This is a genomic window from Pokkaliibacter sp. MBI-7, assembly GCF_029846635.1.
GTDB lineage: Bacteria > Pseudomonadota > Gammaproteobacteria > Pseudomonadales > Balneatricaceae > Pokkaliibacter.
In genome coordinates this window covers 3,310,616-3,334,000 of the sequence record NZ_JARVTG010000001.1, presented here as the reverse complement: position 1 = coordinate 3,334,000, position 23,385 = coordinate 3,310,616, and the positions used below count along the sequence as shown (strand labels likewise).

Annotated in this window: 19 protein-coding genes; 7 read left to right on the top strand and 12 right to left on the bottom strand. The window is 58.8% G+C overall.

What is annotated here, in order from left to right:
* Positions 1-108: 108 nt before the first annotated feature.
* Positions 109-588: a peptidylprolyl isomerase gene (slyD, locus tag QCD60_RS14780; protein WP_279786570.1), complete on the top strand. Its 480-nt coding sequence runs from the start codon at positions 109-111 to the stop codon at positions 586-588.
* A 114-nt stretch (positions 589-702) separates the two neighbouring features.
* Here slyD and QCD60_RS14775 read toward each other — a convergent pair whose 3' ends face one another.
* From QCD60_RS14775 to QCD60_RS14755, 5 genes are all read right to left on the bottom strand, one after another.
* Positions 703-1,107: a DUF1850 domain-containing protein gene (locus QCD60_RS14775; RefSeq protein WP_279786568.1), complete on the bottom strand. Its 405-nt coding sequence runs from the start codon at positions 1,105-1,107 to the stop codon at positions 703-705.
* Between the two features lie 2 nt (positions 1,108-1,109).
* Positions 1,110-3,149, bottom strand: a complete 2,040-nt coding sequence (locus QCD60_RS14770) for a TRAP transporter permease (RefSeq protein WP_279786566.1) — start codon at positions 3,147-3,149, stop codon at positions 1,110-1,112.
* A 127-nt stretch (positions 3,150-3,276) separates the two neighbouring features.
* Entirely contained in the window at positions 3,277-4,227 is a 951-nt protein-coding gene (locus tag QCD60_RS14765) for a TAXI family TRAP transporter solute-binding subunit (protein WP_110189440.1), read from the bottom strand.
* 188 nt (positions 4,228-4,415) lie between these two features.
* A complete protein-coding gene (locus QCD60_RS14760) occupies positions 4,416-6,239 on the bottom strand; it encodes an adenylate/guanylate cyclase domain-containing protein (RefSeq protein ID WP_279786562.1) in 1,824 nt (607 codons plus the stop codon).
* A 1-nt stretch (position 6,240) separates the two neighbouring features.
* A complete protein-coding gene (locus QCD60_RS14755; RefSeq protein WP_146074329.1) occupies positions 6,241-6,777 on the bottom strand; it encodes a hypothetical protein in 537 nt (178 codons plus the stop codon).
* Between the two features lie 164 nt (positions 6,778-6,941).
* On the opposite strand from QCD60_RS14755, the gene QCD60_RS14750 reads away from it, so the two are divergent.
* The 6 genes from QCD60_RS14750 (at position 6,942) to QCD60_RS14725 (ending at position 14,552) form a co-directional block, all read left to right on the top strand.
* Positions 6,942-8,873 carry an ABC transporter ATP-binding protein gene (locus QCD60_RS14750; RefSeq protein ID WP_279786558.1) on the top strand — a complete coding sequence of 644 codons (1,932 nt, stop codon included), beginning with the start codon at positions 6,942-6,944 and terminating at the stop codon, positions 8,871-8,873.
* Complete coding sequence (locus tag QCD60_RS14745) at positions 8,870-10,960, top strand: ABC transporter substrate-binding protein (RefSeq protein WP_279786556.1); 2,091 nt, start codon at positions 8,870-8,872, stop codon at positions 10,958-10,960. The genes QCD60_RS14750 and QCD60_RS14745 overlap by 4 nt, the downstream gene beginning before the upstream one ends.
* Positions 10,957-11,958: an ABC transporter permease gene (locus QCD60_RS14740; protein ID WP_279786553.1), complete on the top strand. Its 1,002-nt coding sequence runs from the start codon at positions 10,957-10,959 to the stop codon at positions 11,956-11,958. The genes QCD60_RS14745 and QCD60_RS14740 overlap by 4 nt, the downstream gene beginning before the upstream one ends.
* The gene (locus QCD60_RS14735; RefSeq protein WP_279786551.1) at positions 11,955-13,130 is read left to right on the top strand and encodes an ABC transporter permease; all 1,176 of its coding nucleotides are present in this window, start codon (positions 11,955-11,957) and stop codon (positions 13,128-13,130) included. The genes QCD60_RS14740 and QCD60_RS14735 overlap by 4 nt, the downstream gene beginning before the upstream one ends.
* A gap of 230 nt (positions 13,131-13,360) precedes the next feature.
* The gene (locus QCD60_RS14730; RefSeq protein ID WP_279786549.1) at positions 13,361-14,152 is read left to right on the top strand and encodes a transporter substrate-binding domain-containing protein; all 792 of its coding nucleotides are present in this window, start codon (positions 13,361-13,363) and stop codon (positions 14,150-14,152) included.
* Between the two features lie 28 nt (positions 14,153-14,180).
* Positions 14,181-14,552, top strand: a complete 372-nt coding sequence (locus QCD60_RS14725; protein ID WP_347950207.1) for a DUF2164 domain-containing protein — start codon at positions 14,181-14,183, stop codon at positions 14,550-14,552.
* 22 nt (positions 14,553-14,574) lie between these two features.
* Here QCD60_RS14725 and QCD60_RS14720 read toward each other — a convergent pair whose 3' ends face one another.
* The 7 genes from QCD60_RS14720 to araD form a co-directional block, all read right to left on the bottom strand.
* On the bottom strand, positions 14,575-15,324 hold the full coding sequence (locus QCD60_RS14720) for a sulfite exporter TauE/SafE family protein (RefSeq protein WP_279786547.1): 750 nt from the start codon (positions 15,322-15,324) through the stop codon (positions 14,575-14,577).
* 2 nt (positions 15,325-15,326) lie between these two features.
* Complete coding sequence (locus tag QCD60_RS14715) at positions 15,327-17,531, bottom strand: TIM-barrel domain-containing protein (protein ID WP_279786545.1); 2,205 nt, start codon at positions 17,529-17,531, stop codon at positions 15,327-15,329.
* 151 nt (positions 17,532-17,682) lie between these two features.
* Complete coding sequence (gene dctP / locus QCD60_RS14710) at positions 17,683-18,747, bottom strand: TRAP transporter substrate-binding protein DctP (protein ID WP_279786543.1); 1,065 nt, start codon at positions 18,745-18,747, stop codon at positions 17,683-17,685.
* A 71-nt stretch (positions 18,748-18,818) separates the two neighbouring features.
* Positions 18,819-20,105, bottom strand: coding sequence for a TRAP transporter large permease (locus QCD60_RS14705; protein ID WP_279786541.1), 1,287 nt, complete (start codon positions 20,103-20,105; stop codon positions 18,819-18,821).
* Between the two features lie 13 nt (positions 20,106-20,118).
* Positions 20,119-20,676 carry a TRAP transporter small permease gene (locus QCD60_RS14700; RefSeq protein ID WP_279786539.1) on the bottom strand — a complete coding sequence of 186 codons (558 nt, stop codon included), beginning with the start codon at positions 20,674-20,676 and terminating at the stop codon, positions 20,119-20,121.
* Positions 20,673-21,452: an aldolase/citrate lyase family protein gene (locus QCD60_RS14695; RefSeq protein WP_279786537.1), complete on the bottom strand. Its 780-nt coding sequence runs from the start codon at positions 21,450-21,452 to the stop codon at positions 20,673-20,675. The genes QCD60_RS14700 and QCD60_RS14695 overlap by 4 nt, the downstream gene beginning before the upstream one ends.
* Positions 21,452-23,173 (bottom strand): L-arabinonate dehydratase, encoded by a 1,722-nt coding sequence (araD, locus tag QCD60_RS14690; protein WP_279786535.1) that lies wholly within the window; start codon positions 23,171-23,173, stop codon positions 21,452-21,454. Before araD ends, QCD60_RS14695 begins: the two co-directional genes overlap by 1 nt.
* Positions 23,174-23,385 lie beyond the last annotated feature (212 nt).

Below are 23,385 nucleotides of genomic sequence, written 5' to 3'. Positions count from 1 at the left end.
ACTTGTGCGCCTTGCCGGCCCATCCACGCTGGCCGGGTCAGGGGTATCATCCCCTGGCAAAGGGAGTTACCATTGCCCGACATTCATAAACTGTAAAAAGGCCGTTCCATGCAAATCAGCAAACACTCAGTGGTTTCCATCCACTACACCCTGCGCAATGACGCTGGCGAGGAGCTGGACTCATCGGTTGGCGGACAACCACTGAATTACATTCAGGGCATGGGCAACCTGATCTCCGGTCTGGAAGAAGCACTGGAAGGTCGTCAGGCCGGTGAGAAACTGAATGTGACTGTTCCTGCCGAGAAGGCTTACGGCGAGCGTGAAGATCAGCTGGTACAGCAAGTTCCACTGACTGCTTTTGGCGGCGTTGAGAATATCGAGCCTGGCATGCGTTTCCATGCCGAAACCGATCACGGCCCCCATGTTGTAGTGGTACTGGAAGTGGATGACGAGCACGTTGTGGTCGACGGCAACCATCCACTGGCAGGCGAAACCCTGCACTTTGAAGTGGAAATCACCGAAGTGCGTGAAGCCAGCCAGGACGAGCTGTCACATGGCCATGTACACGGCCCGGATTGCGATCACTAAGAACACATTGACGTTCCTGACGTACACACCTGACGCTGCGTCCAAATGCAGCAACAACAAAAAACCGCGGTTGATCCGCGGTTTTTTGCTTTTTATCCCACCTTCTGGTCGCTATTAACCGGGGTCATCACAATGGCTATCTGAGGAGGCCCAGAGCTGATAAGGCGTGTTCCGATCCGCCCCATCACGTGGCAGCCAGCTGGCCAGTGGTGCACACTGACCACCACTGCACAGCTGCAATGCATTGGTAAAACCGGAGTCGGGCAGCGTCAGCTCAGGCACCGCCATATGACGCCGGCTCACCCACCAGCCCTGCCTGAGCACCGCATCGGCATCAGGCTCCATACCCGCTCCGCTGCCTTGCACCCGGTTTTCCGTCAGCACCAGCTTTGGCGGTTCTACTCGGTAACGCTCATGCCACTGTACGCGCTCTACCGAGTGCATCCAGTGCAGTTCAAACTCCTGCGTCTGCACCGCCATGGCAGCGTACCCGGCCACGGCCAGACATAACCAGCTCATCACTACCCCCGTATTGCCAGTGCGGCATGCTGACGTCGGCGCCACCAATGCCATGCAATAAAGGATGCCGACAGGGCGAAGCCTGCTTCATCGGTCGCGGGTAACGCCACCACCAGACTCAGGGCCGCCACCGCTGCCCAACAGCGCTCCCACCAGCCCAGCCGCTCAAACAGGAAACCAATGCTTGCCGCACCACCCAGGCCGATGGCTATCAGCGCTTTCACCACGACATAAGCCGTCGCCATGTAGGAATCCCCCTGCAGCATCAGCGCCGGGGAATACACCGCCATGTAGGGCACAACAAAACCTGCCATGGCAATACGCAGGCAGTTCAAACTGATCTTCAGCCCCGATGCGGATGCGATTGGTGCAGCAGCAAAGGCCGCCAGCGCCACCGGAGGAGTCAGGTCAGCCATGATGCCGAAGTAGAACACAAACATATGGGAGACAATCAGCGGCACTCCCAGTTCAAGCAGTACCGGCGCCACCAGCGACGAGGTAATGATGTAGTTGGGAATGGTAGGAATCCCCATGCCCAGCACCAGACTGGTCAGCATGGTCAGCACCAGACTGAGAAACAGACTCCCCGCCCCCAGCGACAGAATGGCCTGAGTCAGATTCCCGGCCAGCCCGGTCAGGGTCATGATGGCAATGATGGAGCCAACCAGTGCGCAGGCAATACCTACGGGCAAGGCATGCAGGGCACCCTGCACCATACCCTGCACGGTCAGATGCAATGCTTCGGCGCGGCCTTTACGCAGCAGATTGAACAGTACCAGCAGCGCAATCACCAGCAGAACCGGCACCATGCCGTATTTGAAGAACGTCGAGGCCAGTAGCCCCAGAGCGACCCAGAACAGTATCCGCTGCCACAACGCACTCATGCGCAGCGCCAAAGGCGAACCGAGGATCACCAGTACCGTCATGGCCAGCCCGACGCTGCCGGAAAACAGCGGGGTATAGCCAGAGAACAGCAGAAACACCAGCACTGCCAGCGGAATAATCAGATACCAGTCGCGTTTGAATGCCAGCCAGGCATTGGGACACTCTTCCTTGCTGAGGCCAAACAATCCCAGCCGCCCCGCCTCCAGATGCACCATCCACAGCACCGTCACGAAGTAGAGGATGGCCGGTACCAACGCTGCCTTGACGATATCGATGTAAGGCACATTGAGGGTTTCAGCCATTATAAAGGCCACCGCCCCCATCACTGGCGGCATGATCTGCCCCCCCATGGAGGACGTCGCCTCCACTGCACCGGCAAAAGCCGGCTGATAGCCGAAGCGCTTCATCAGGGGAATGGTGAACTGGCCCGTAGTGACCACATTGGCGACCCCGGAACCGTTGATGGTGCCCATCATCGCTGATGAAATCACCGACACCTTGGCAGGCCCACCCTGACTGGAGCCAACCAGCCCAAGAGCCACATCATTGAACAGGCGGATCATCCCTGCCTGCTCAAGAAAGCTGCCAAACAGGATGAACAGAAAGATATACGACGACGAGACGTAGGTCGGAATGCCAAAAATGCCTTCCGTACCCAGAAACAGCTGGTTGATAACCTGATCAACACCATAGCCCCGGCTCTCAAACAGCCCGGGCATATATTCACCAAACAGACCGTAGAGCACAAACAGCAGACAGATCAGCGGTAACGCCGGTCCCATTAGCCGATAGGCACCGACAAACACCAGACTGACCATCAGGGTGCCCACCACCATGTCGGTCATGGAAGGATCACCCGAACGCAGCACCAGATCAGCTTCAAATACCCAGTGGTATAACCCCAGTACAAAACTACCCACCGCCAGCAGCATGAACAGCGCCTTAAGCAGTGCCGGACGATACTGATCAGCGGCCATCCAGAAAATCAGCGCCAGCAGAAAACCGACATGGACCGAGCGCACCACCTGACTGGAAAGAGGACTGAAAATGGCGGTGATCAATTGAAAGGTGACAAAGGCCAGGGCAATCCAGAACACCCCGCGCGAGACAGATTCCGAGCCAGTGGCTCCGGACGTTTCTTTATCGACAGCTGACACTGCAGACCCTCTACTACCGACCCTGAGGTCTTACCAACAGGCAATCCCTGCTCACTACCGCAGCAGGGATAACAGATGGAGCGGCCCCCTAATAGAAGAGCCGCCTGGATCAGTAAACAGCGTTTGCTTACTTGATCAGACCTTTTTCCCGGAAGTAACGCTCAGCACCCGGATGCAGCGGCACAGGCATGCCCTGCAGCGCGTGCTCCAGTGAGATACCTTTGGCAGCAGAGTGTGAGGCGACCAGTTTGTCGAGGTTTTCAAAAATGCCCTTGGTCATGGCATAGGCCACGTCATCGGACACATCTGCACGAGTCACCAGATAGTTGTAGATGCTTGCCGTCTGCACGGGCTCAGTTTGGCCACTGTAGGTATCGGCAGGAATTTCGGCGACGTTGTACGCAGGATCATCGGTTTTCTTGATCACATCAGCAGGAATGGATACCACCACAATGTCGTGAGTGGAGGCAAGGTCACGAATGGAAGCAACCCCCAGCCCTGCTGACTGCAGGGTGGCGTCCAGCTGACGGTTTTTCATCAGTTCCACCGACTCGCCGAACGGCAGATACTGCACATCCATATCGTCATAGCTCAGACCTGCCGCAGCAAACAATGTCCGCGCATTCAGCTCGGTACCGGACTTGGGTGCGCCCACGGACACCCGCTTACCCTTGAGGTCTGCCAGGGTTTTGATACCCGACTCTTTACTGGCAACGATCTGTACAAAGTTGGGGTAGATAGCGGCAATGCCGCGCAGTTTGTTCAGCGGCGCCTTGAAACCGGCATCCGCATTGCCTTTCCAGGCGTTGCTGAGGGAATCACCGAGGGTGAAGGCCAGTTCACCACGGCCCTGTTGCAGCAGGTTGAGGTTTTCCACCGATGCCTTGGTGGACTGCACCGTCACCTTACTGTCGGGGATACTCTCGGCATAGATGGAAGACAGGGTATTGCCCAGAGGGTAATAGACCCCGCTGGTACCGCCGGTCAGCACATTCACAAATTCCTTGGCCTGTACTACCGGAGCAGCCAGACCAGACAACGTCAGGGTTAAAGCCAGGGTCTTGATTATTTTTTTCATGCCTTTCGCTCTATCAACGTAGGGGAGTGTAGAAATGGATCGGTGTGGCAGAAGTACAGCACGCTCTTCTGCCCACACACCCGAAATAACGTGCCAGTTGAATGTAGACGATAAATTCCGTCGACTCCAACCATCACGACATTTAATCGAACGCTCCCGCTCGCTGGTCGCGGGCTATGGCAGGACCATCAGTGCAACCGCAGGGAATCCTGAACGCCCTTGGTAGTTTCCGGAATCAGGTCAACAGGACGGAACACTTCCACCTGCCCCTGATGGCCGCGCAGCTGGACTCGCCCGACAGACTCCCAGTTGAGATCGGGCGCCAGCTTGTAGGTGGACTCCGCCACCAGCAGACGGCTGCCGTATTCCTTGTTGAGGTGCTCAAGCCGCGCCGCCATGTTCACTGCATCGCCATGCACCGTATAGTTGCGCCGGTCCGGCGCACCGACTGATCCGGCCACCACATCGCCGGTATTGATACCAATCCGGCACTGCAGCGCCTCGCCTTCAAAACGCATGTGCGACAACGCCGTCAGAATCGACCTGGCCGCCCGTAGCGCGCGCTGGGCGTGGTCAGGCTGCTCGTTGGGAACATTGAAGGTGGCCAGAATGGCATCCCCCTGGAACTGGGTGATGATGCCGCCTTCCTGTTCGATAATTTCCACCAGCAGAGAGAAATAGGCATTCAGCACGCTGACCAGACGGGTGGCCGGCATCCGCTGAGTGAGGCCGGTGAAGCCCTCCAGGTCACAGAACAGGATCGTTGCAGTGCACTGGCGAGGGGAGATTTCTCCGCCCTCTTTTACCAGCTGCATGGCAATGGCCTCCGGCACGTACTGACCCAACAGACGCTGTGCCAGCTGGTGCTGACGCATATCATCCAGCATCACGTTGTAAGCACGCGCGACCTGATTGACCTCACGGATGTAGCTGGAAGGCAGGTACTGGGCCTTTTCCAGCCGTGCACCGTGGATACCGTCCATACGTCGAGCCACCTGACGAATCTTGCCGCCGATACGGCGCCCCACCAGCCCTGTAATCATGAGTGCCAGCAGCATCGAACCTGCACCGAAGGCAGCATAGCGCTGCAGGCGGCTGATTACCGGTGGCAGCTGGCTTTCGGTGACATACATGCCCAGTGTCCAGGCACCCGGTCCGTAGCCACTGATGTCCTGATAGACATACAGCACACCCTGACCATCCCGCTGCAGATAATGGCTGTGTAACCCCGGCACCTGCATCCAGCCACGCTTGCCTTCATCGGCCTGATAAATGCCGCCGAGCAGGGGGTCTTTCAGCTGATCAATGGTGGGCAACGGATGATCGATGGTGGAACGGTAACCACCGATATCAAACAGCGCCGGATGAGCCAGCACCCGGTGCTGATCATCCAGAATAAAAATGGTGCGATTGATCTGCTCGGAAAGGGCAGCCAAGAACAACGAAATTTCACGGATGTCGACAGCGGCCAGCAAGGTGCCCAGATAACGGCGACCATCGTGCAGCGGCACCGCCACCGGGATGACCGTTCGCCCCAGACGCGGCTCCATCCAGGTGACGCCATACATCATCGGTGCCCGGTTCAGCCACTGGGTAACCCAGCCGCTGTGGCGCCAGTCTTCACTGACCACCAGATTGTCTTCACGCTGAGCAGAGATCAGGCTCTTGTCCGGACGAATCAGCACCATCCCTACCACCTGCGGGGTCGTGGCCATGGCGCCGTTGATCAGCGTGCCGATTTCAGTGTCGTTAGTCGCATCGACCTTGCCATCCTGAATGATGTCGGTCAGATAGGTCAGCTGGGTATTCACCGGGCTCAGATGGCCGTAGACCTGATTGACCACCGTGGTCATGGTCATCTGGGTCAGCTCACCGAGCATTTCCCGGCTGTTGTGGCTGGCGTTAGTGAGGCCGAGATACAACACGCTACCGATACCCACAACGACCACCAGACTGAAGCTGGAGATCAACAGGGTGGTGATGGAAATACAGCGCGTACGCAGTCGGCTCATATCAGGGTGAAACCTTGGTCAGAGTGGCATCCAGTTCGCGACGCAGCACATTGTCGCTCATGCTGACGTAGTGCAGCTGCATGCCCTGCGCCGTCAGGGTGCGCTCATAGGTCTGCAGTTCGTAGGTACCTTCTTCATCAATAATCAGTGCATAGACGCACAGCGTCTTGTCTTTAATCCGTGCCCACAGATAAGGCTCACCCTGCAGGGGATCATGAGGAATCTTGCGGCCAAAGACGTTGGTCTTCATGGCCGAGGCAAAGACATTGGGCTTATGAGTGGCGGTGAAGCTGGCCTCATTCTGGAAGTGACTGACGGCCCGGCCATTGCGGTATACCACAGTAGTCCAGCTCAGATTGAACGCCTGTGGGTTATCCGCCAGAGGATGGATGCTGACCCGCAGGTCACGAGTATTCTCTCCTGACTCCTCCACATGGCCCAGATAGTCACCATAAAAGCTGCTGATGGAATCGGCCCGCGCCCACCCTGCCAGTAAACACAGCACCCAGACCATACTCCAGCGTACCGCCTTGCTCATCAATCCTCCTTATGCGGCTCAACCGCTTATTGTCTGTCTCACAGGCCTGATTATGGGTTATCCCGCCCATCTGTAGCCAAAGTCGGCCATGTCGATGATAACCTTCGTTTTTGTGCTTGCATTTTAGCCTCAAGCTGACAAAGCTGTATTCACCTTGTTGCCAGATGAAGTCAATCACTTTGCACGCCCAGCCTTCCACTGCCCAGCCGCTTTCCCCTATGAGTGCGCGCCAGCCGCTGCTGGAAGTGCGTGATCTGGCGGTCAGCTTTCGTATCCATACCGCCGAGGTACCTGCTGTCAAACAGGTATCGTTCACACTGCTGCCGGGTAAGACACTGGCCCTGGTGGGGGAATCAGGTTCCGGCAAGTCGGTGACCGCTCAGGCCATCATGGGCATTCTGCCCAGCAATGCGCGGATTCAGACCGGGCAGATTCTGTATCGCCCGACCGCCGAAAGCCAGGCCATCGATCTGGCCCAGCTGCCCCGCGACTCCCGTGCGTTTCAGGCGATCCGCAGCAATCAGATCAGCATGATTTTTCAGGAGCCCATGGTTTCCCTGTCCAACATGCATACGCTGGCCAATCAGATTGGCGAAGCGCTGCGCCTGCATCGCAAGATTTCCCGCAAGGAAACCCGCCAGCGTGTACTGGATATGCTGGCGCTGGTGGGATTCCCCAATCCCGCCCAGGCACTGGATCGCTACCCGTTTGAGCTGTCGGGCGGTCTGCGCCAGCGGGCGATGATCGCCATGGCACTGATCTGTGGCCCCAGTCTGCTGATTGCCGACGAGCCCACCACCGCGCTGGATGTCACCATCCAGACGCAGATTCTCGGCCTGATCAAGCGCCTGCAGAAAGAACTGGGCATGGCCGTCCTGCTGATCACCCACGATCTCGGCGTAGTGGCCAACATGGCCGATGAGGTAGTGGTGATGTATCACGGCGAAGTCATGGAAAGTGGCGACATCAAGACCCTGTTCGACCACCCTGAGCACCCTTATCTGCATGCCTTGTTTAAGGCCATCCCGCACTTTGACATGCATCAGGGTGAGCGGCTGATCAGCCTGCGTGATATCCAGCCCGACCTTTCCACCTTTCAGACCCTGCGCCAGCCATGGCCAGCGGAAGCCCGTCAGGTGGCGCCGCACCTGCAGATTCGCGGCGTGAGCAAGCGTTACCAGATTCGACAGCGTCAGGGCTGGTTCCGTTCCCAGCAGCATGATCTGGTGGCCGTCAACAATCTCGATCTTGATATTCGCTGCGGTGAATCCTTCGGTCTGGTCGGTGAGTCTGGCTGTGGCAAGACCACGCTCAGTAAAATGATCATGGGTGCCCTGACCCCGGACAGCGGTGAAGTGCTGTATAACGACCGCGGCACCCAGCGCAATCTGCTGACCATGAGCGCGGAAGAGAAACGCTACTTCCGTCCGAAGATGCAGTTCATCTTTCAGGATCCTTACAGTGCCCTGAATCCACGCATGACCGTGCTGGACATACTGCGAGAGCCACTGCATATCCACCGTCTCGGCGATGCCAGGATGCAGCGTCAGCGGGCCAAAGCGTTAATGAAGCTGGTCGGCCTCGATCCACGCTTCCTCAATCGGTATCCCCACAGCTTCTCCGGCGGCCAGCGTCAGCGCATTGCCATTGCCCGTGCCCTGGCACTGGAGCCCGACTTGCTGATCTGTGATGAGCCCGTATCTGCGCTGGACGTCTCGGTGCAGGCGCAGATTCTCAACCTGCTCAAGGATCTGCATCAGGAACTGGGGATGACCTTTATCTTTATCTCCCACAATCTGGCGGTAGTGGATTACATCTGCGAGCGTATCGGCGTGATGTGTCACGGCCAGCTGGTCGAAGTGGCGCCACGTGAAGTGCTGTTCAGCAATCCGCGTCACCCCTATACCCGAGCCTTGCTGGCAGCAGTGCCCTACGCTGACCTCGACCGTCCGCTGGATTTCGCCTTGCTGGAAAAACGTTATCAGGATGCCAGTGCCTGGCCTGCCCCCTACACCCTGCGGGACGTGAACGCATCGGCACTGGTAGAAGAAGCACCGGAACACTGGGTGCGGCTGCCCACCGGAGGTAGCCTGTGAGCCACTCCCCATTAGCAAGCATTTCCCCGACCATGAGCGCACTGCCCTCTGCAGGCAGTCATCGCCTCCTCTGCGCTGCCCGGCCTGTGCGCCTGCGGCGGTTGCTGAGTGCACTGTTTGCTGTGCTGATCACGACGCTGCTGATGCTCAGTGCTCAGACCAGCCTTGCCGCCACCGGCCACTTTCAGGAAACACCTTCGCTGCAGGAGGCAGTCAGCAAAGGTGAACTGCCACCCGTCGCCCAGCGCCTGCCAGACCAGCCCCTGGTAGTGGATACCGAAGGGACACCCGGTGGACGCCTGACCACCCTGATGGCCAAGGCCAAAGATACCCGCATCATGACCGTGTTCGGCTACGCCCGTCTGGTCGGCTACAACAGGGATCTGGAACTGGTGCCTGATATTCTGCAGAAGGTAGATGTAGAGGAAGGCCGGATTTTCACCCTGCATCTGCGCCCGGGCATGCGCTGGTCAGATGGTGAACCCTTCACCACTGAAGACTTCCGCTTCTGGTGGGAAGATGTGGCCAACAATCAGGATCTCAGCCCCTTCGGCCTGCCTTCGGTACTGCTGGTCAACGGTAAAGGCCCGCAGTTCGAGGTACTCGATCAGTACACTGTGCGCTACAGCTGGGATGAGCCTAATCCCGACTTTCTGCCGGCACTGGCCGCTCCCAGCCCCACCTACATCTATTTGCCGTTTCACTATCTGAAGAAATTCCACCCGCGCTATCTGTCGGCGGAAAAGATGGAAGCGCTGATCAAGAAGAAAAAGAAACGCAACTGGATGGGGGTCTTCCTCAAGTATGGCCACCCCTACAAGCAGGACAACCCCGACCTGCCCAGTCTGCAGCCATGGGTACTGAGAACCGAAGCACCGGCCGAACGCTTCCTGTTTGTGCGTAACCCTTACTATCACCGGGTCGACAGCCAGGGTCATCAGCTGCCCTATATTGATGAAGTGATGCTTGATCTCGCCTCCAGCAGCCTGATCCCCGCCAAGACCGGGGCGGGTGAAAGTGATCTGCAGGCTCGCTATCTGCAAATGGACAACTACACCTTCCTCAAGGAAGCCGAGCACCGCAATAACAACCGCGTGCTGCTGTGGCACAGCGGTACCGGCTCGCAGGTCACGCTGTATCCGAACATGAACTGTCAGGATGAGGAATGGCGCAAGCTGCTGCAGAACCGCGACTTCCGCCGCGCCCTGTCGCTGGGCGTCAACCGCCACGAGATCAATCAGGCCATCTACTTTGGCCTCGGTATCGAGGGCGGCGACAGCCTGCTGCCTGACTCGCCGCTGTACCGGGCACGTTATCGCAACGCCTGGGCAGAGTACGACCCGGCACAGGCCAATCGTCTACTGGATGGCCTTGGGCTGACACACCGTGACAGTCGCAATCTGCGTTTGCTGCCTGATGGCCGGCCGATGGAGCTGATCGTCCACACCACCGGCGAGTTCACCGAAGAAACAGACGTGCTGGCACTGATCAAGGACACCTGGCAGCAGCTCGGCATCCTGATCCACGCCCGCCCCTCCGAGCGCGAGGTGTTCCGTAACCGGGTGTTTTCCGGCGAGGCCTGCATGTCCGTGTTCACCGGCCTGCCCAACGCCCTCGCTCATGCCGACATGAGCCCGGCGCAGTTTGCTCCGACAGCACAGGACCAGCTGCAGTGGCCCAACTGGGGCAAGTTCTACGAAACCAGTGGCGGCGGCGAGCCGCCCCGTCTGACCAGTGCCCAGCAACTGCTTGATCTGTTCCGCCAGTGGCGCCACACCGACGACGCCAGCGAGCAGATGCAGATCTGGCAGGAGATGCAGCAGATCTATTCCAACGAAGTGTTCAGCATCGGAACGGTGGCTGGCATCCTGCAACCCGTGGTGGTCAACCGTCACCTGCATAATGTGCCGGAGCACGGCTACTTCAACTGGGACCCTCAGGCCTTCTTTGGCGTCTACCGCATGGATCAGTTCTGGCTCGATCCGGACACTCCTGCCGTCGTCCCCGCCAGCACCGATCAGAACAGCAGCGCCGACAACAGTGACAGTAAGGCTGGAAAACCTGCCAGCAGCGAAGGAGAGCCATGATGTTGCAGTACATTCTCCGTCGCCTGCTGATCATGATCCCCACACTGGTGGTGATCAGCATGCTGGTATTCACCATTATCAAACTGCCGCCGGGCGACTATCTGGACAGCTATATCGCCGAACTGCAGAGCCAGGGTGAAACTGTCGATCCGAAGAAGATTGAATTCATGCGCCAGCAGTACGGCCTCGATCAACCGGCCTGGCAGCAGTATTTCACCTGGGCCAGCGGCATGCTGCAGGGTGATTTTGGCTACTCGTTCGAGTACGACCTGCCGGTCACCGAAGTCATGGGCGATCGCGTCACCCTGACCATCATGGTGTCGCTGTTCACCGTCATTTTTACCTGGCTACTGGCCTTCCCCATCGCCCTCTATTCGGCCACCCATCAGTACTCATGGGGGGATTATGGCCTGACTTTTGTCGGCTTTATCGGTCTGGCCACGCCCAACTTCCTGCTGGCGCTGGTCATGCTGTATATGGCCAATGTCCACTTTGGCACCAGCATTGGTGGCCTGATGGACCCCCGCTATCTGGATCAGCCGTGGAGCTGGGACAAATTTGTCTCGGTGCTGGAACACCTGTGGATACCGGTGGTGGTGATCGGCACCTCCGGCACCGCCGGAATGATCCGCCGTCTGCGCGCCAACCTGCTGGATGAGCTGCACAAACCCTATGTGGTGACCGCTCAGGCCAAGGGCGTGCCACCGCTGAAGCGGCTGCTCAAGTATCCGCTGCGGGTGGCCCTGAACTTCTTTATTGCAGACATCGGCAGCCTGCTGCCCAGCCTGATCTCCGGTGCGGAAATCGTTGCGGTCGTGTTATCGCTGCCGACCACCGGCCCGATTCTGATCAGCGCCCTGCAAAGCCAGGACATGTATCTGGCTGGCTCTTTCCTGATGTTTCTGGCCATGCTGACCATCGTTGGTGTACTGATCAGCGATCTGCTGCTGGCCTGGCTTGATCCCCGAATCCGTCTGACCGGAGGCGCACAGAAATGAGTAACGGTCAGCCCAACAGTGCGGCAGCCCCCCATTACGTCAACCCGGCACCGTTCAACCCTCACAGCATCGAGCAGCTGAGCGAGGAACAGGAGCGCTACTTCCTTGCCTCACAGTGGCAGCTGATGTACTGGAAATTCCGGCGCCATCGTCTGGCCGTCATCTCCGGCCTGTTTCTGGTGCTGCTGTACGCCTCTACACTGATTGCCGAGTTCCTTGCACCTTATGGCCTCGACAGTCGTGATTCAGACCATATCTATTCACCGCCACAGAGTGTGCACTTCTTCCATGAAGGCCAGTGGCAGGGGCCGTTCGTCTATGGCTGGGGCTACACCCTCAATATGGACAAGCTGCTGCGCGAATATAAAGAAGACCGCAGTCAGCGTTATCCCATTGAGTTTTTCTGTGACGGTGACCCCTATTACCTGCTGGGCATGGTCTACAGCCGCACCCACCTGTTCTGTGCCGCTGACAACAAGCCGCTGTATCTGCTGGGTACCGATCGACTTGGCCGCGACATGCTGTCACGCATCATCTACGGCGCGCGCATCTCCCTCACTATCGGCCTGATCGGTATCGCCCTGAGCTTCACTCTCGGCCTGCTGCTGGGCGGTCTGGCGGGATATTACGGCGGCTGGATCGATGCCACGGTACAACGCCTGATCGAAGTTATCCGCTCCTTCCCTGAGCTGCCGCTGTGGATGGCTCTGTCGGCGATACTGCCGGTGACCTGGAGCCCGCTGTGGGTGTTCTTCGGCATCACCCTGATCCTGGCGCTGCTGGACTGGACGGGCCTGGCCCGGGCGGTACGCTCGAAGATCATGGCGCTACGCGAGGAAGACTATTGCAGTGCGGCCATCCTGATGGGGGCCAAACCCACGCGCATTGTGCGTCGTCACCTGCTGCCCGGTTTCGCCAGCCACCTGATTGCCTCCGCCAGCCTGTCGATTCCGTCGATGATTCTGGGGGAAACCGCCCTCAGCTTCCTTGGCCTTGGCCTGCGCCCTCCCATTACCAGCTGGGGAGTGCTGCTGAATGAAGCCCAGAACATCAACGTGGTGGCCATCTATCCCTGGCTGATGCTGCCGGTACTGCCGGTGATTCTGGTGATCCTTGCCTTCAACTTCCTCGGTGATGGTCTGCGCGATGCCGCTGACCCCTACAAACACTGACCCTTCACGGCTGGCGCAGTACCCGCGGCACTGCGCCAGTGCGGCTTTGGCTATAACCATATTCAGCAGGATTGTTTCCCAGCCGGGCTGCTAACCGGCTAAAATCCGCCCCGCCGCGCCAGGCGCAATATCCTGAAACTGTCAGGCATTGACCGGCATGCGGCAGAAACCGCCCGACAGAAGGCGGTTACCTTCTATCGTCAACCTGCTCTGAATTCTGGAATACCTGCATGAAGAAGTTATTTTTGCTTGCCAGCCTGCTGTTCAGCACGCTGCTGTCCCAGGCTTATGCGGCCTCCACCCTTGATGACATCGTTCAGCGCGGCGAGCTGCGTATCGGTGTTGATGCGGGCTATGTGCCCTTCGCCATGCAGAACAAGAATGGCGACATCGTTGGTTTTGACATTGATCTGGCCCGCACCATGGCCAAAGCCATGGGCGTCAAGCTGACCGTCGTCAACACTGCCTGGGATGGCATCATCCCTGCCCTGCTGACCAACAAGATCGACCTGATCATGGATGGCATGACCATCACCAGCGAGCGCAACCTGCAGGTCAACTTCACCCAACCCTATATGGTGATCGGCCAGAGCCTGCTGCTGCGTCCTGATCTGGCAGACAAGATCCACTCCTACAAGGATCTCAATGACGGCAAATACAAGATTGCGACCAAGCTGGGTGCCACCTCGGAATATGCTGCCAAGCGTTACCTGCCCAACGCAGAGCTGCGTCTGTTCGATACCGAAGCCGAAGCGGTGCTGGAAGTGATCAATGGCAACGCCGATGCCTTTGTCTACGACCTGCCTTACAACGCCATCTATGTTCAGCAGAACAAGGGCAAGCTGGTGCATCTGGATCAGCCCTTCACCTACGAACCACTGGGTATTGCCCTGCGTCGTGGTGATGTGGATACCCTCAACTTCCTCGACAACTTCCTGTCGCAGATCAAGGGTGACGGCAGCTTTGACCGTCTGTACCAGAAGTGGTTTGAAAGCGATTCCTGGCTGAAACAGGTGCAGTAACCGGCTCATCCCGGGCGGAGAGCACCACGTGCTCTCCGCTCAGTTTCCCTTCCCCACACACAGTCACACCTACAACACAGCGACCCGTTCGCTGGACATTTCGCCCGCCCACGCCACACTGACTCCTCCCCTCTGCTGGCAGGAGCCCATGGTGAGCAAGATCAGTTTTTCCAAAGAAGAGCAGGATGTACTGGTACGGAAGATCAAGCTGTACTTTCGCGAGGAACTGCAACAGGACATCGGTCAGTTCGATGCCCAGTTTTTACTGACCTTCTTTGCCGAAGAGATTGGCCCGTTCTTTTACAACCGCGGCCTCTATGATGCGCAGGCACTGATCGCCGAGCGTATGGAAAATATTACCGATGCCCTGTACGAGCTGGAGAAACCTACCCGGAGCTGAGGCTTACAGCCTCTGTCCCGACTCAGCGCAGTGCACTGATCATCAGACTGACACCGGTCAGCATCAGCAGGATAAACGCCATCCGCCGCAGCGCCAGTTCAGGGACAGGCAGGCGGTAACGCCGCCCGAGCAGGGTAGCGACAAACACCACCGGCATCCCGAGCAGACTCAGGAGCAGCGTCTGGCTGTCCAGCTGCTGCACCCCTGAGGCCATGGCAATACGGGCAATGGCCGTGCTGATAAACAGCGCCTGCAGCGTGGCACGGATGGCCTCCAGCGGTTGCGGCTGGCGATACATGATATAGGCCACCGGCGGGCCGAAGGTGGCAAACAGCCCCCCCATCACCCCGGCCAGCATCCCCGACAGGGAAAACGCCCAGCCTGCCGACGGCGTCTGCCGGGGCTCCGGTTTCAGCATCATCAGTGCGCTGCACAGGATGATGATCAGCCCCAGCAGCCCCTCCAGCAGCCGTGCCTGAGCCTGTCCCAGATGGGACAAACCCCAGATGCCCAGCGCCATGGTCGGCACTGCAGCGAGGAACATGCGCGCCAGCCAGCCGCGCTGGATCTTCGCCCCGTGCCCCCATAGCGCTATGACACTGTTGAACAGACTGAGAAAGCTGACGACAAAGGCCGCCATGGCAATAGGTGCCAGACCCAACAGCGTCATCCCGCCGATCACGATGAGGCCGAAGGCAAACCCGGTCAGGGTTTGCATATAGCTGCCCAGGGCAATGATCAGCAGGGTCAGAAGACTGTCGGTCAGGCCCATGCTCAGCCCTCTGCCAGCTGGCGCAGCACAATGTCGGCCTGCTGCTGACTGTGCAGCTGGCCATCCTGCAGACGCAGCGCCTGCTGCCAGATACAGATCGGCGCAGTCACCTCACCAAAGCACACCAGCTCATTGATCAGCGCATCGGCTGAGATCTGTCCGGTATGAGACACTTCTGGCCCCAGTGGCAGGGCATGACCGCCACGACCGAACACCGGAATCTGCTCCAGATCAGCGCTCAGCTCCAGCAGCTGATTGCCCTGATAATGCTGACCACTCCACAGGTGATACCAGTCACCTTCCGGCAGCCAGACCTTCACCTTGCCACCAGCCTGCAGCACTGGAGCCACCAGCAGTGACGGGCCGCACATGAATTGCGTCTCGAACTGACGGGCGATCACATCGGCGGGGAACGCCATGGCCATGGCGCGCATCACCGGCTGAGACGTACGCACAGCCTCCTCCACCGCGCCCATCAGATAGGGAATCAGACGGTAGCGGAACTTGAACTGGGCACGCGCCAGTTGCTCGATCTCTGGCCCGAAGCACCAGGGCTCACGCATGCCGATGCCGTGAATACGGAAGTGGGAAGAGAAGATGCTGGCCTGCACCCAGCGCAGATACAGCTCACCACTGGGCTGCTCCTTGCCGTAGAAACCACCCACATCGGTGGAGTGATAAGGCGCACCGCTCATACCCCACGACAGCCCGCCGCGGATGCTACCCGCCAGACCTTCCCAGTCGCTCTGCGGATCACCGCCCCACTGCAGTGGATAGCGATGGCTGCCCGTCCAGCCCGCGCGGCCCCAGACACAGGCCTGATCACCATGGAAGCCGGCGCTGGCTTCATAGACGCACTGGTTGTAGAGCATCGGATAGACGTTATGCAGCAGACGGCCCGACTCGCCGTTGTAAGCAACAGCCTCAGCGGGCACCTGCTCGCCGAAGTCTACCTTCATCACATCGACACCCACGGCAAACAGCTCGTTGTGCTTGTCACGCCAGTAGGCGTAAGCATCCGGATGGGTAAAGTCGAGAATGCCCGACACCGGCAGCGGCGTCAGTACATTGCCAAAGGGGCTGGTCTTGGCCGAGGTATCCCAGGCATAACGCAGGGTGTCGCCGTGCTGATCCTTGAGGAACCAGCCTTTGGCAGACATCGCCTCGAAGTCCTTGTTGTTGACCGAAACCAGCGGGTATTCCCAGCAGCAGACCTTGAAGTCCAGTTCTTTCAGCTGACTGACCACACGCGCGGGGTCAGGATAGCGGCTAGGGTCCCACTCGAAGTTGTAACGGGTTGGTGTGTCCTGCCAGGCACGACCGTCGAAAGTGATGACGTCAGCCGGGAAATCCTTGTCGCGCAGCTCGTTGGCGGCGGCCATGATTTCCTCTTCGGTGCGGTAATAGGCACGGCTGACCCAGACGCCCAGTGACCACAGTGGCACCGCTGGAGCCTTACCGGTCAGATCGGTGTAGGCCCGCAGCAGTTCCGCCGGACTGTCTTCGGCAAACAGAAAGACATCCAGCACCTGCTCTTCCACCACCAGCCCGTAGCTGCGATGGCTCCACTGGCCATAGCCGACGCCGTGCTGCACGTTGGCCGTGGTATGCACATACAGGCCCCAGCCTTCAGGGCTCCAGGCAAAGGGGGTATTTTTGTAGGCCAGCTCGGTATTGACCCCCAGCGCGTCCTCCACATAGCTGGTGACCAGCTGACCGCGCTTGTTAAGGGCTGTAAATTTCTCACCCAGACCATAAACGGCGGTATCCGACTGCAGTGCCAGACTCAGCATCCAGTGGCCGCTGGTCTCATGACGGGCCAGATTAGGTATCCGCGCCCAGCCGCGGAAATGTTCATCAGTGACCGATTGCAGACGCAGCTGACCATGGCGATGCAGCTCCAGCCGGAACGTATCGGCATCCAGCTTCAGTACGCAGGCACCGGTATCCAGCTCGAAGCCGCCCTGTACTTCACGTACCGCCTGAAAGCGACCACTGGCCTGACTGGCCAGCAGACCGTAACCCGCCAGCCGCTGATCACGTCCCGCCACATCGCCACCGCTCAGGCAACGAAGACGCAGAGTGGTCGGCGTCCAGGCCGTCACTTCCAGCACATGTTCACCGCAGCTGAAGTACACCTGCTGGTGGTCCTGTCGGCTCAGGGTCAGACCCTGCAGGCGTTGAAACTCGGTAAAGTCCATCGTCATCGTCTCGAATCAGTCTTTCTCAGGGCAGCAGCTCCCCGTCACCTGCACCGGAGCGCAGATGAGACAGGGTAACTACTCATATCGGTACTACTGAATAGCGGCGGTAAGCGATGGCTTACCGCCTGCCGCGCACGCGGCTATGAAGGTGTTATCAGCCAGCAGGTTTCAGGCTGGCTTCACAGCTGTTGACCGCATTTTGTACGGTATCCAGCCACTTGCTGCCGTACTGGTCGGAAAACCACTTGTGAATCGGCTCGGCGGCTTTGACAAACTCGGCCTTCTCCTGCTCGGACGGGGTATAGACCGTGCCGCCGCCTTTCTTGAACGCCTCGTAAGCTTCAATCTGGCGACGCTTGGGCATCACGATGGTGGTCCAGCGCAGCGCGTCGAAGCCATCATCAACGACCTGCTTAAGATCATCCGGCAGCTCGGCAAAGGCCTCCTGATTCATCCACCACATGGAGCCCATGTAGCCGTGACCGTCCAGGGTGATGTACTTGATGTGCTCGTTCAGCTTGGCACTCATGATGTCGGTGATGCCGTTCTTGGTGCCTTCGATCACGCCGGTGGCCAGTGAGGTGTAGACCTCAGACCAGCCGATCGGTGTCGGGGTGCCACCCATGTTCTTCACCAGCTCCATCTGAATCGGGGAGTTGATGGTACGGATCTTCATGCCTTTGACGTCAGCCGGGCTCTTGATCTGTTTGCTGACGGTGGCGAAGTTGCGCCAGCCGCCGGTATTGCCGATGGTCATCAGACGCATGGAGCCGGTGCGCTTCAGCACTTCTTCACGCAGCTCGCCGACCAGTGGGCCACCCAGAGCACACTCGGCCACCCGGTCAGAGGGGAACATATAGGGCACGTCCAGCGCCTGAATTTCGGGGAATACGTTGGAAACGCCGCCGGTGGTGGCCTGGAAAATCTGAATCAGATTGGACTGCAGCGACTCGATACACTCCACCGGCGCACCACACAGCTGACCACCGGGATAGAGCTGCACCGCAATACGTCCGTTGGAGTGTGATTCCACGTAGTCTTTGAATACCAGCGCACCGTCGTAGTCTTCATCATCGGTGTTGGACAGATGAACCAGATTGAAGGTGAAATCGGCGGCACTGGCGGCCAGCGGATTCAGTGCGGCGCCACCCAGCAGGCCAGCCAGAGCCAGTGTTTTGACGGCTGCAGCAACAGGTTTGAGTGTGGAATGCTTCGGCATAACGGGTACTCCATAGTTGTTTTTATGCATCGTTACAGTAGCAGCAGGCCCGACCACGCCGGGCACGGCTGTTATCCGGCAAAACCGAACAGTCTTGGCAGCGTCAGGGTCAACGCCGGGATATAGGTGATCAGTGCAATCACCGCGATATGCACCGCCAGATAAGGCAACATCTCGCGGGCAATGGTTTCCACCCGGGTGTTGCTGATACTGGAGGCGACAAACAGCACCAGCCCCATCGGCGGCGTCGCCAGACCAATGGTCAGGTTCACGCACATAACGATGGCGAAGTGCAGTGGATCAATGCCGTTCTGCATCAGTACCGGCCCAAGAATCGGACCCAGAATCAGAATCGCCGGGCCGGCATCAAGGAACATGCCGACAATCAGCAGCACGATATTGATGATCAGTAACAGCAGCAGTGGGTTGTGAGTGACTTCCAGCACCAGCTGGGCGATCTTCTGCGGCGTGCCGGACAGGCTGACGACCGAGGAAAACGCCACCGCAGACCCCACCAGGAACAGGATGACCGCAGAGCTTTTGGCCGTGTCATAGAGCACCCCCGGCAGATCCTTCCAGGTCATCTCCCGGCTGAGCAGGCTGATCACCAGCGCATAGGCTGCCGATACCGCTGCCGCTTCCGTAGGGGTGAAAATGCCCGAAAGAATACCGCCGAGCAGAATCACCGGTGTCATCAGCGGCCAGAACGCTTCCTTGGTGGCTTTGCCGCGCTGTTTCCAGCTGGCCTTCTCGGCCGCGACCGGATAGTTACGGCGTTTGGCCAGCAGCCAGGTCATGGCCATCATGCCGCCACCGATCATTGCGCCGGGCACAATGCCTGCGGCGAATAAACCGCCGACCGACACGTTCATCACATAGGCATAGAGAATCATGATGCCGCTGGGCGGAATGATCGGCCCGATGATGGAGGACGCTGCCGTGACGGCCGCAGCAAACTTGCGGCTGTAGCCGTTCTGCTCCATGGCCGGAATCAGCATCTTGCCAAGGGTCGAACAGTCAGCCACGGCGGAGCCACTGAGGCCAGCAAACAGCATGGAAGAGAGAATATTGATCTGTGCCAGCCCGCCGCGCAGATGGCCGATAAACGCCTGACTGAAGTTCACCAGCCCCAGGGTGATACCGCTGCGGTTCATAATCTCGCCGGCCAGCATAAAGAACGGCACCGCCATCAGTGGGAAGCTGTCGATCCCGTTATACAGTCGCTGCGTCAGCATCAGGAAGAAGGCTTCCTTGCCTTCCAGCACCAGACTGATGCCCGGTGCCAGTAACATCGCAAACGCCACCGGCAGGCCAATCGCCATGGACGCCAGCAGTACCCAGAAAAATGCCAGAGACATGCTTAGGCCCTCCTTACAGCTGCTTCCACAGCGCCTGACCCGGCTGGGCCTGCAGCTGTGCCTGACGCCGCTCCGGTAACAATCCGGTGATGGCGTCAAGAATGAGTTCCACATACACCAGCATCGACAGGCCAAAACCGATAGGCATCGACAGGTAGACCCAGTACTTGGTGATAGGCAGCGAGGTGGCGAAAATGCGCGCGCCCTTGCTGGCAAACAGCCAGCTCTTCTCCAGTGCAAAGAACAGCACCACCATGATCAGCACATACAGCACGATCTCCAGTAAATAGCGGGTACGCCGCCAGAGCAGGTGGGAGAAGAAGTCCAGTGCGGCGTGCTGGCCCTTGTAGCAGACGATGGGCAGGGCGATGAAGGTCATCCACACCATCATGTAGCGCCCGGCTTCTTCGGTCCATGCCAGCGCATCATTGAACACATAGCGGCACACCACCTGCAGCAGGATCACCAGCGTCATCACCGCCACCAGTGTCAGTGACAGGTATTTGGCGATACTGAGCAGGCCGAGATTGAGCCGTCTCAGTCCGTTGCGCAGCAGATTGAGGCCGGTCATAGCGCCTCCCCGAGCCCCTGGCGGGCGTCGGCCAGATGTTCGCGACACTTGGTCAGCAGACTGGCCACATCATTAGCAATGGAGACGTAGCTGAAACCCACCCCGAACGCCCATACCGCATCAGCAGGTGCCGGCACGACGGTGCCCACAGCAATGCCGGCCTCGCGGCAGCGCGCTACGGTGTCAGCAGCCAGCTGACGCACTTCCGGGTGATTGACCTGACCGTGCAGGCCCAGCGCAGCCGACAGATCACCGGGGCCGATAAACACAGCACTGATGCCGGGCACCTTCCCAATCTCAACCGCCTGAGCCAGCGCTTCGGGCGTTTCCAGCTGCGCCATCAGGCAGATGGCATCGTTAGCGTCTTCGACATAGGTGGTACGGGTGCCGTAGCGACTGGCGCGGTGCATTTTGGCAAAACCACGACGCCCGGCGGGAGGATAGAAAGCCGCCTGCACGATGGCTTCGGCTTCGGCGACGTTTTCGACAAAGGGGAAGTACAGGTTCATGGCGCCCAGATCCAGTGCCTGCTTGATGGCAATAGGGTCATGGCTGGCCATACGCACTACCGGCTGGGTGGTCGTCTGCTCCACGGCGCGCAGTAACTGCAGTAAATCCTGAGTACTGCTGGGACCATGTTCCAGGTCCAGTACCAGATAGTCGTAATCCAGATGAGCCATGGCCTCGGCAATGGTTGCGCTGCCCGACAGGCTCCACCCACCCAATTGACGCTGACCAGCCAGGAGTTTGTTTTTAAAGGTATTGTTCAGGCTCATCAGAAAATCTCCGGTTCGGAAACGGGCGCATTGCCCTGCAGAAAATCAAAGTCACAGCCCTGATCAGCCTGCGTCACATGACGGCTGAACATGGCACCATAGCCGCGCTCGTAATGGGCTTGCGGCGGCTGCCAGGCCGCCTTGCGGCGCGCCAGCTCCTCATCATCGACGCACAGATGCAGACGACGGGCATCCACATCCAGCTCAATCCAGTCACCGGTCTGCACCAGTGCCAGCGGGCCACCGATATAGGATTCCGGGGTCACATGCAGTACACAGGTACCGAAGTGGGTGCCGCTCATGCGCGCATCGCTGATGCGCACCATGTCACGCACGCCCTGCTGCAGCAGCTTCTTCGGAATCGGCAGGCCCCCCCACTCCGGCATGCCCGGCCCGCCCTGCGGCCCGGCGTTTTTCAGCACCAGTACCGTAGAGGCATCCACCGCCAGCGCCGGATCATCAATACGGGCATTCATTTCGGCGTGGTTTTCAAACACCAGCGCCTGTCCACGATGTTTCAGCAGGGCCGGGGTTGCTGCGGAGGGTTTGAGCACGGCGCCGGTCGGGCTGAGGTTGCCTTTCAGCACAGCCAGCGTGCCCTGACTGGTAATCGGATTATCGAGCGTGCAGATCACGTCATCGTTATAGATCTCGGCGTCTTCCAGATTGCTACCGAGGGTACGGCCGTTGACGGTGCGCTGCTCCAGATTGAGATAGCCCGCCAGACGGCTCATCAGTGCTGGCAGACCACCGGCGTAGAACAGGTCTTCCATCAGATAACTGCCGGAAGGCATCAAGTTGGCAATCACCGGAATCCGCTGTGACCAGTAATCCAGCCGTTCCAGAGGCAGTCTGATCCCCAGCCTACCGGCCATCGCGGGCAGATGCACCGCGGCATTGGTCGAGCCGCCCATGGCCATATAGGTAATCAGGGCATTGTCGAAGGCCGCTTCATTGACGATATCGCTGGGTTTGAGGTCGTCCCACACCATCTGCACGATGCGCTCACCGGCCAGCGAGCACATCCGCGGGTGGGCAGAATCGGCCGCCGGAATAGTACAGGCGCCGGGCAGTGTCATGCCCAGTGCTTCGGCAATCGCGGTCATGGTCGAGGCGGTACCCATGGTGTTGCAGGTGCCGTGGGAACGGGTCATGGATGACTCCAGCCTGAGCCAGTCCTGCTCGCTCAGATTGCCGGCACGCTTCTCGTCCCAGAACTTACGGGTATGGGTGCCGGTGCCAATCTTCTGCCCTTTGAACCAGCCGCTCAGGGTCGCACCGGCAGGAATGTAGATAGCCGGCAGATTCATACTGAAAGCGCCCATCAACAGGCCGGGGGTGGTCTTGTCACAGCCGCCCATCAGAATCGCCCCGTCAATGGGGTGGCTGCGTAGCAGCTCTTCCACTTCCATGGCGAGGAAGTTGCGATACAGCATGGTGGTCGGTTTGACCATCACCTCGCCCAGCGACATGGCAGGCAGCTCCAGCGGAAAACCACCCGCCCGAATAATACCTTCGCGCACATTTTGCGCCCGCTCACGCAGGTGCTTGTGACAGGTACTGATATCGCTCCAGGTGTTGATGATGCCGATCACCGGCTTGCCCATGAACTCTTCACGGCGATAGCCCGTCTGCTGGGTACGCTGACGGTGGGCAAAGGCACGCATGTTGTCCGCGGCAAACCAGCGCTGGCTGCGCAGGTTCTCAAGTGTCTTGGTCATAGGCCCGTTCTTTATTCTTGTCCGGTGTCGGCCAAACAGGTTGAGGCTGATTTTGGCCTTACTTCAGCAAAGCCCTTGACGGGTGCTCTGCTATCATGTGTTATATGTCTTATATAAGACATGAAATTAAAACGACTGGCAACCCCCGAGCAAAAACTTCTCACTCAGAGGGTGCAAAAAAGGTGAAGCGACTGCGCAGCCTTGCAGCGAAA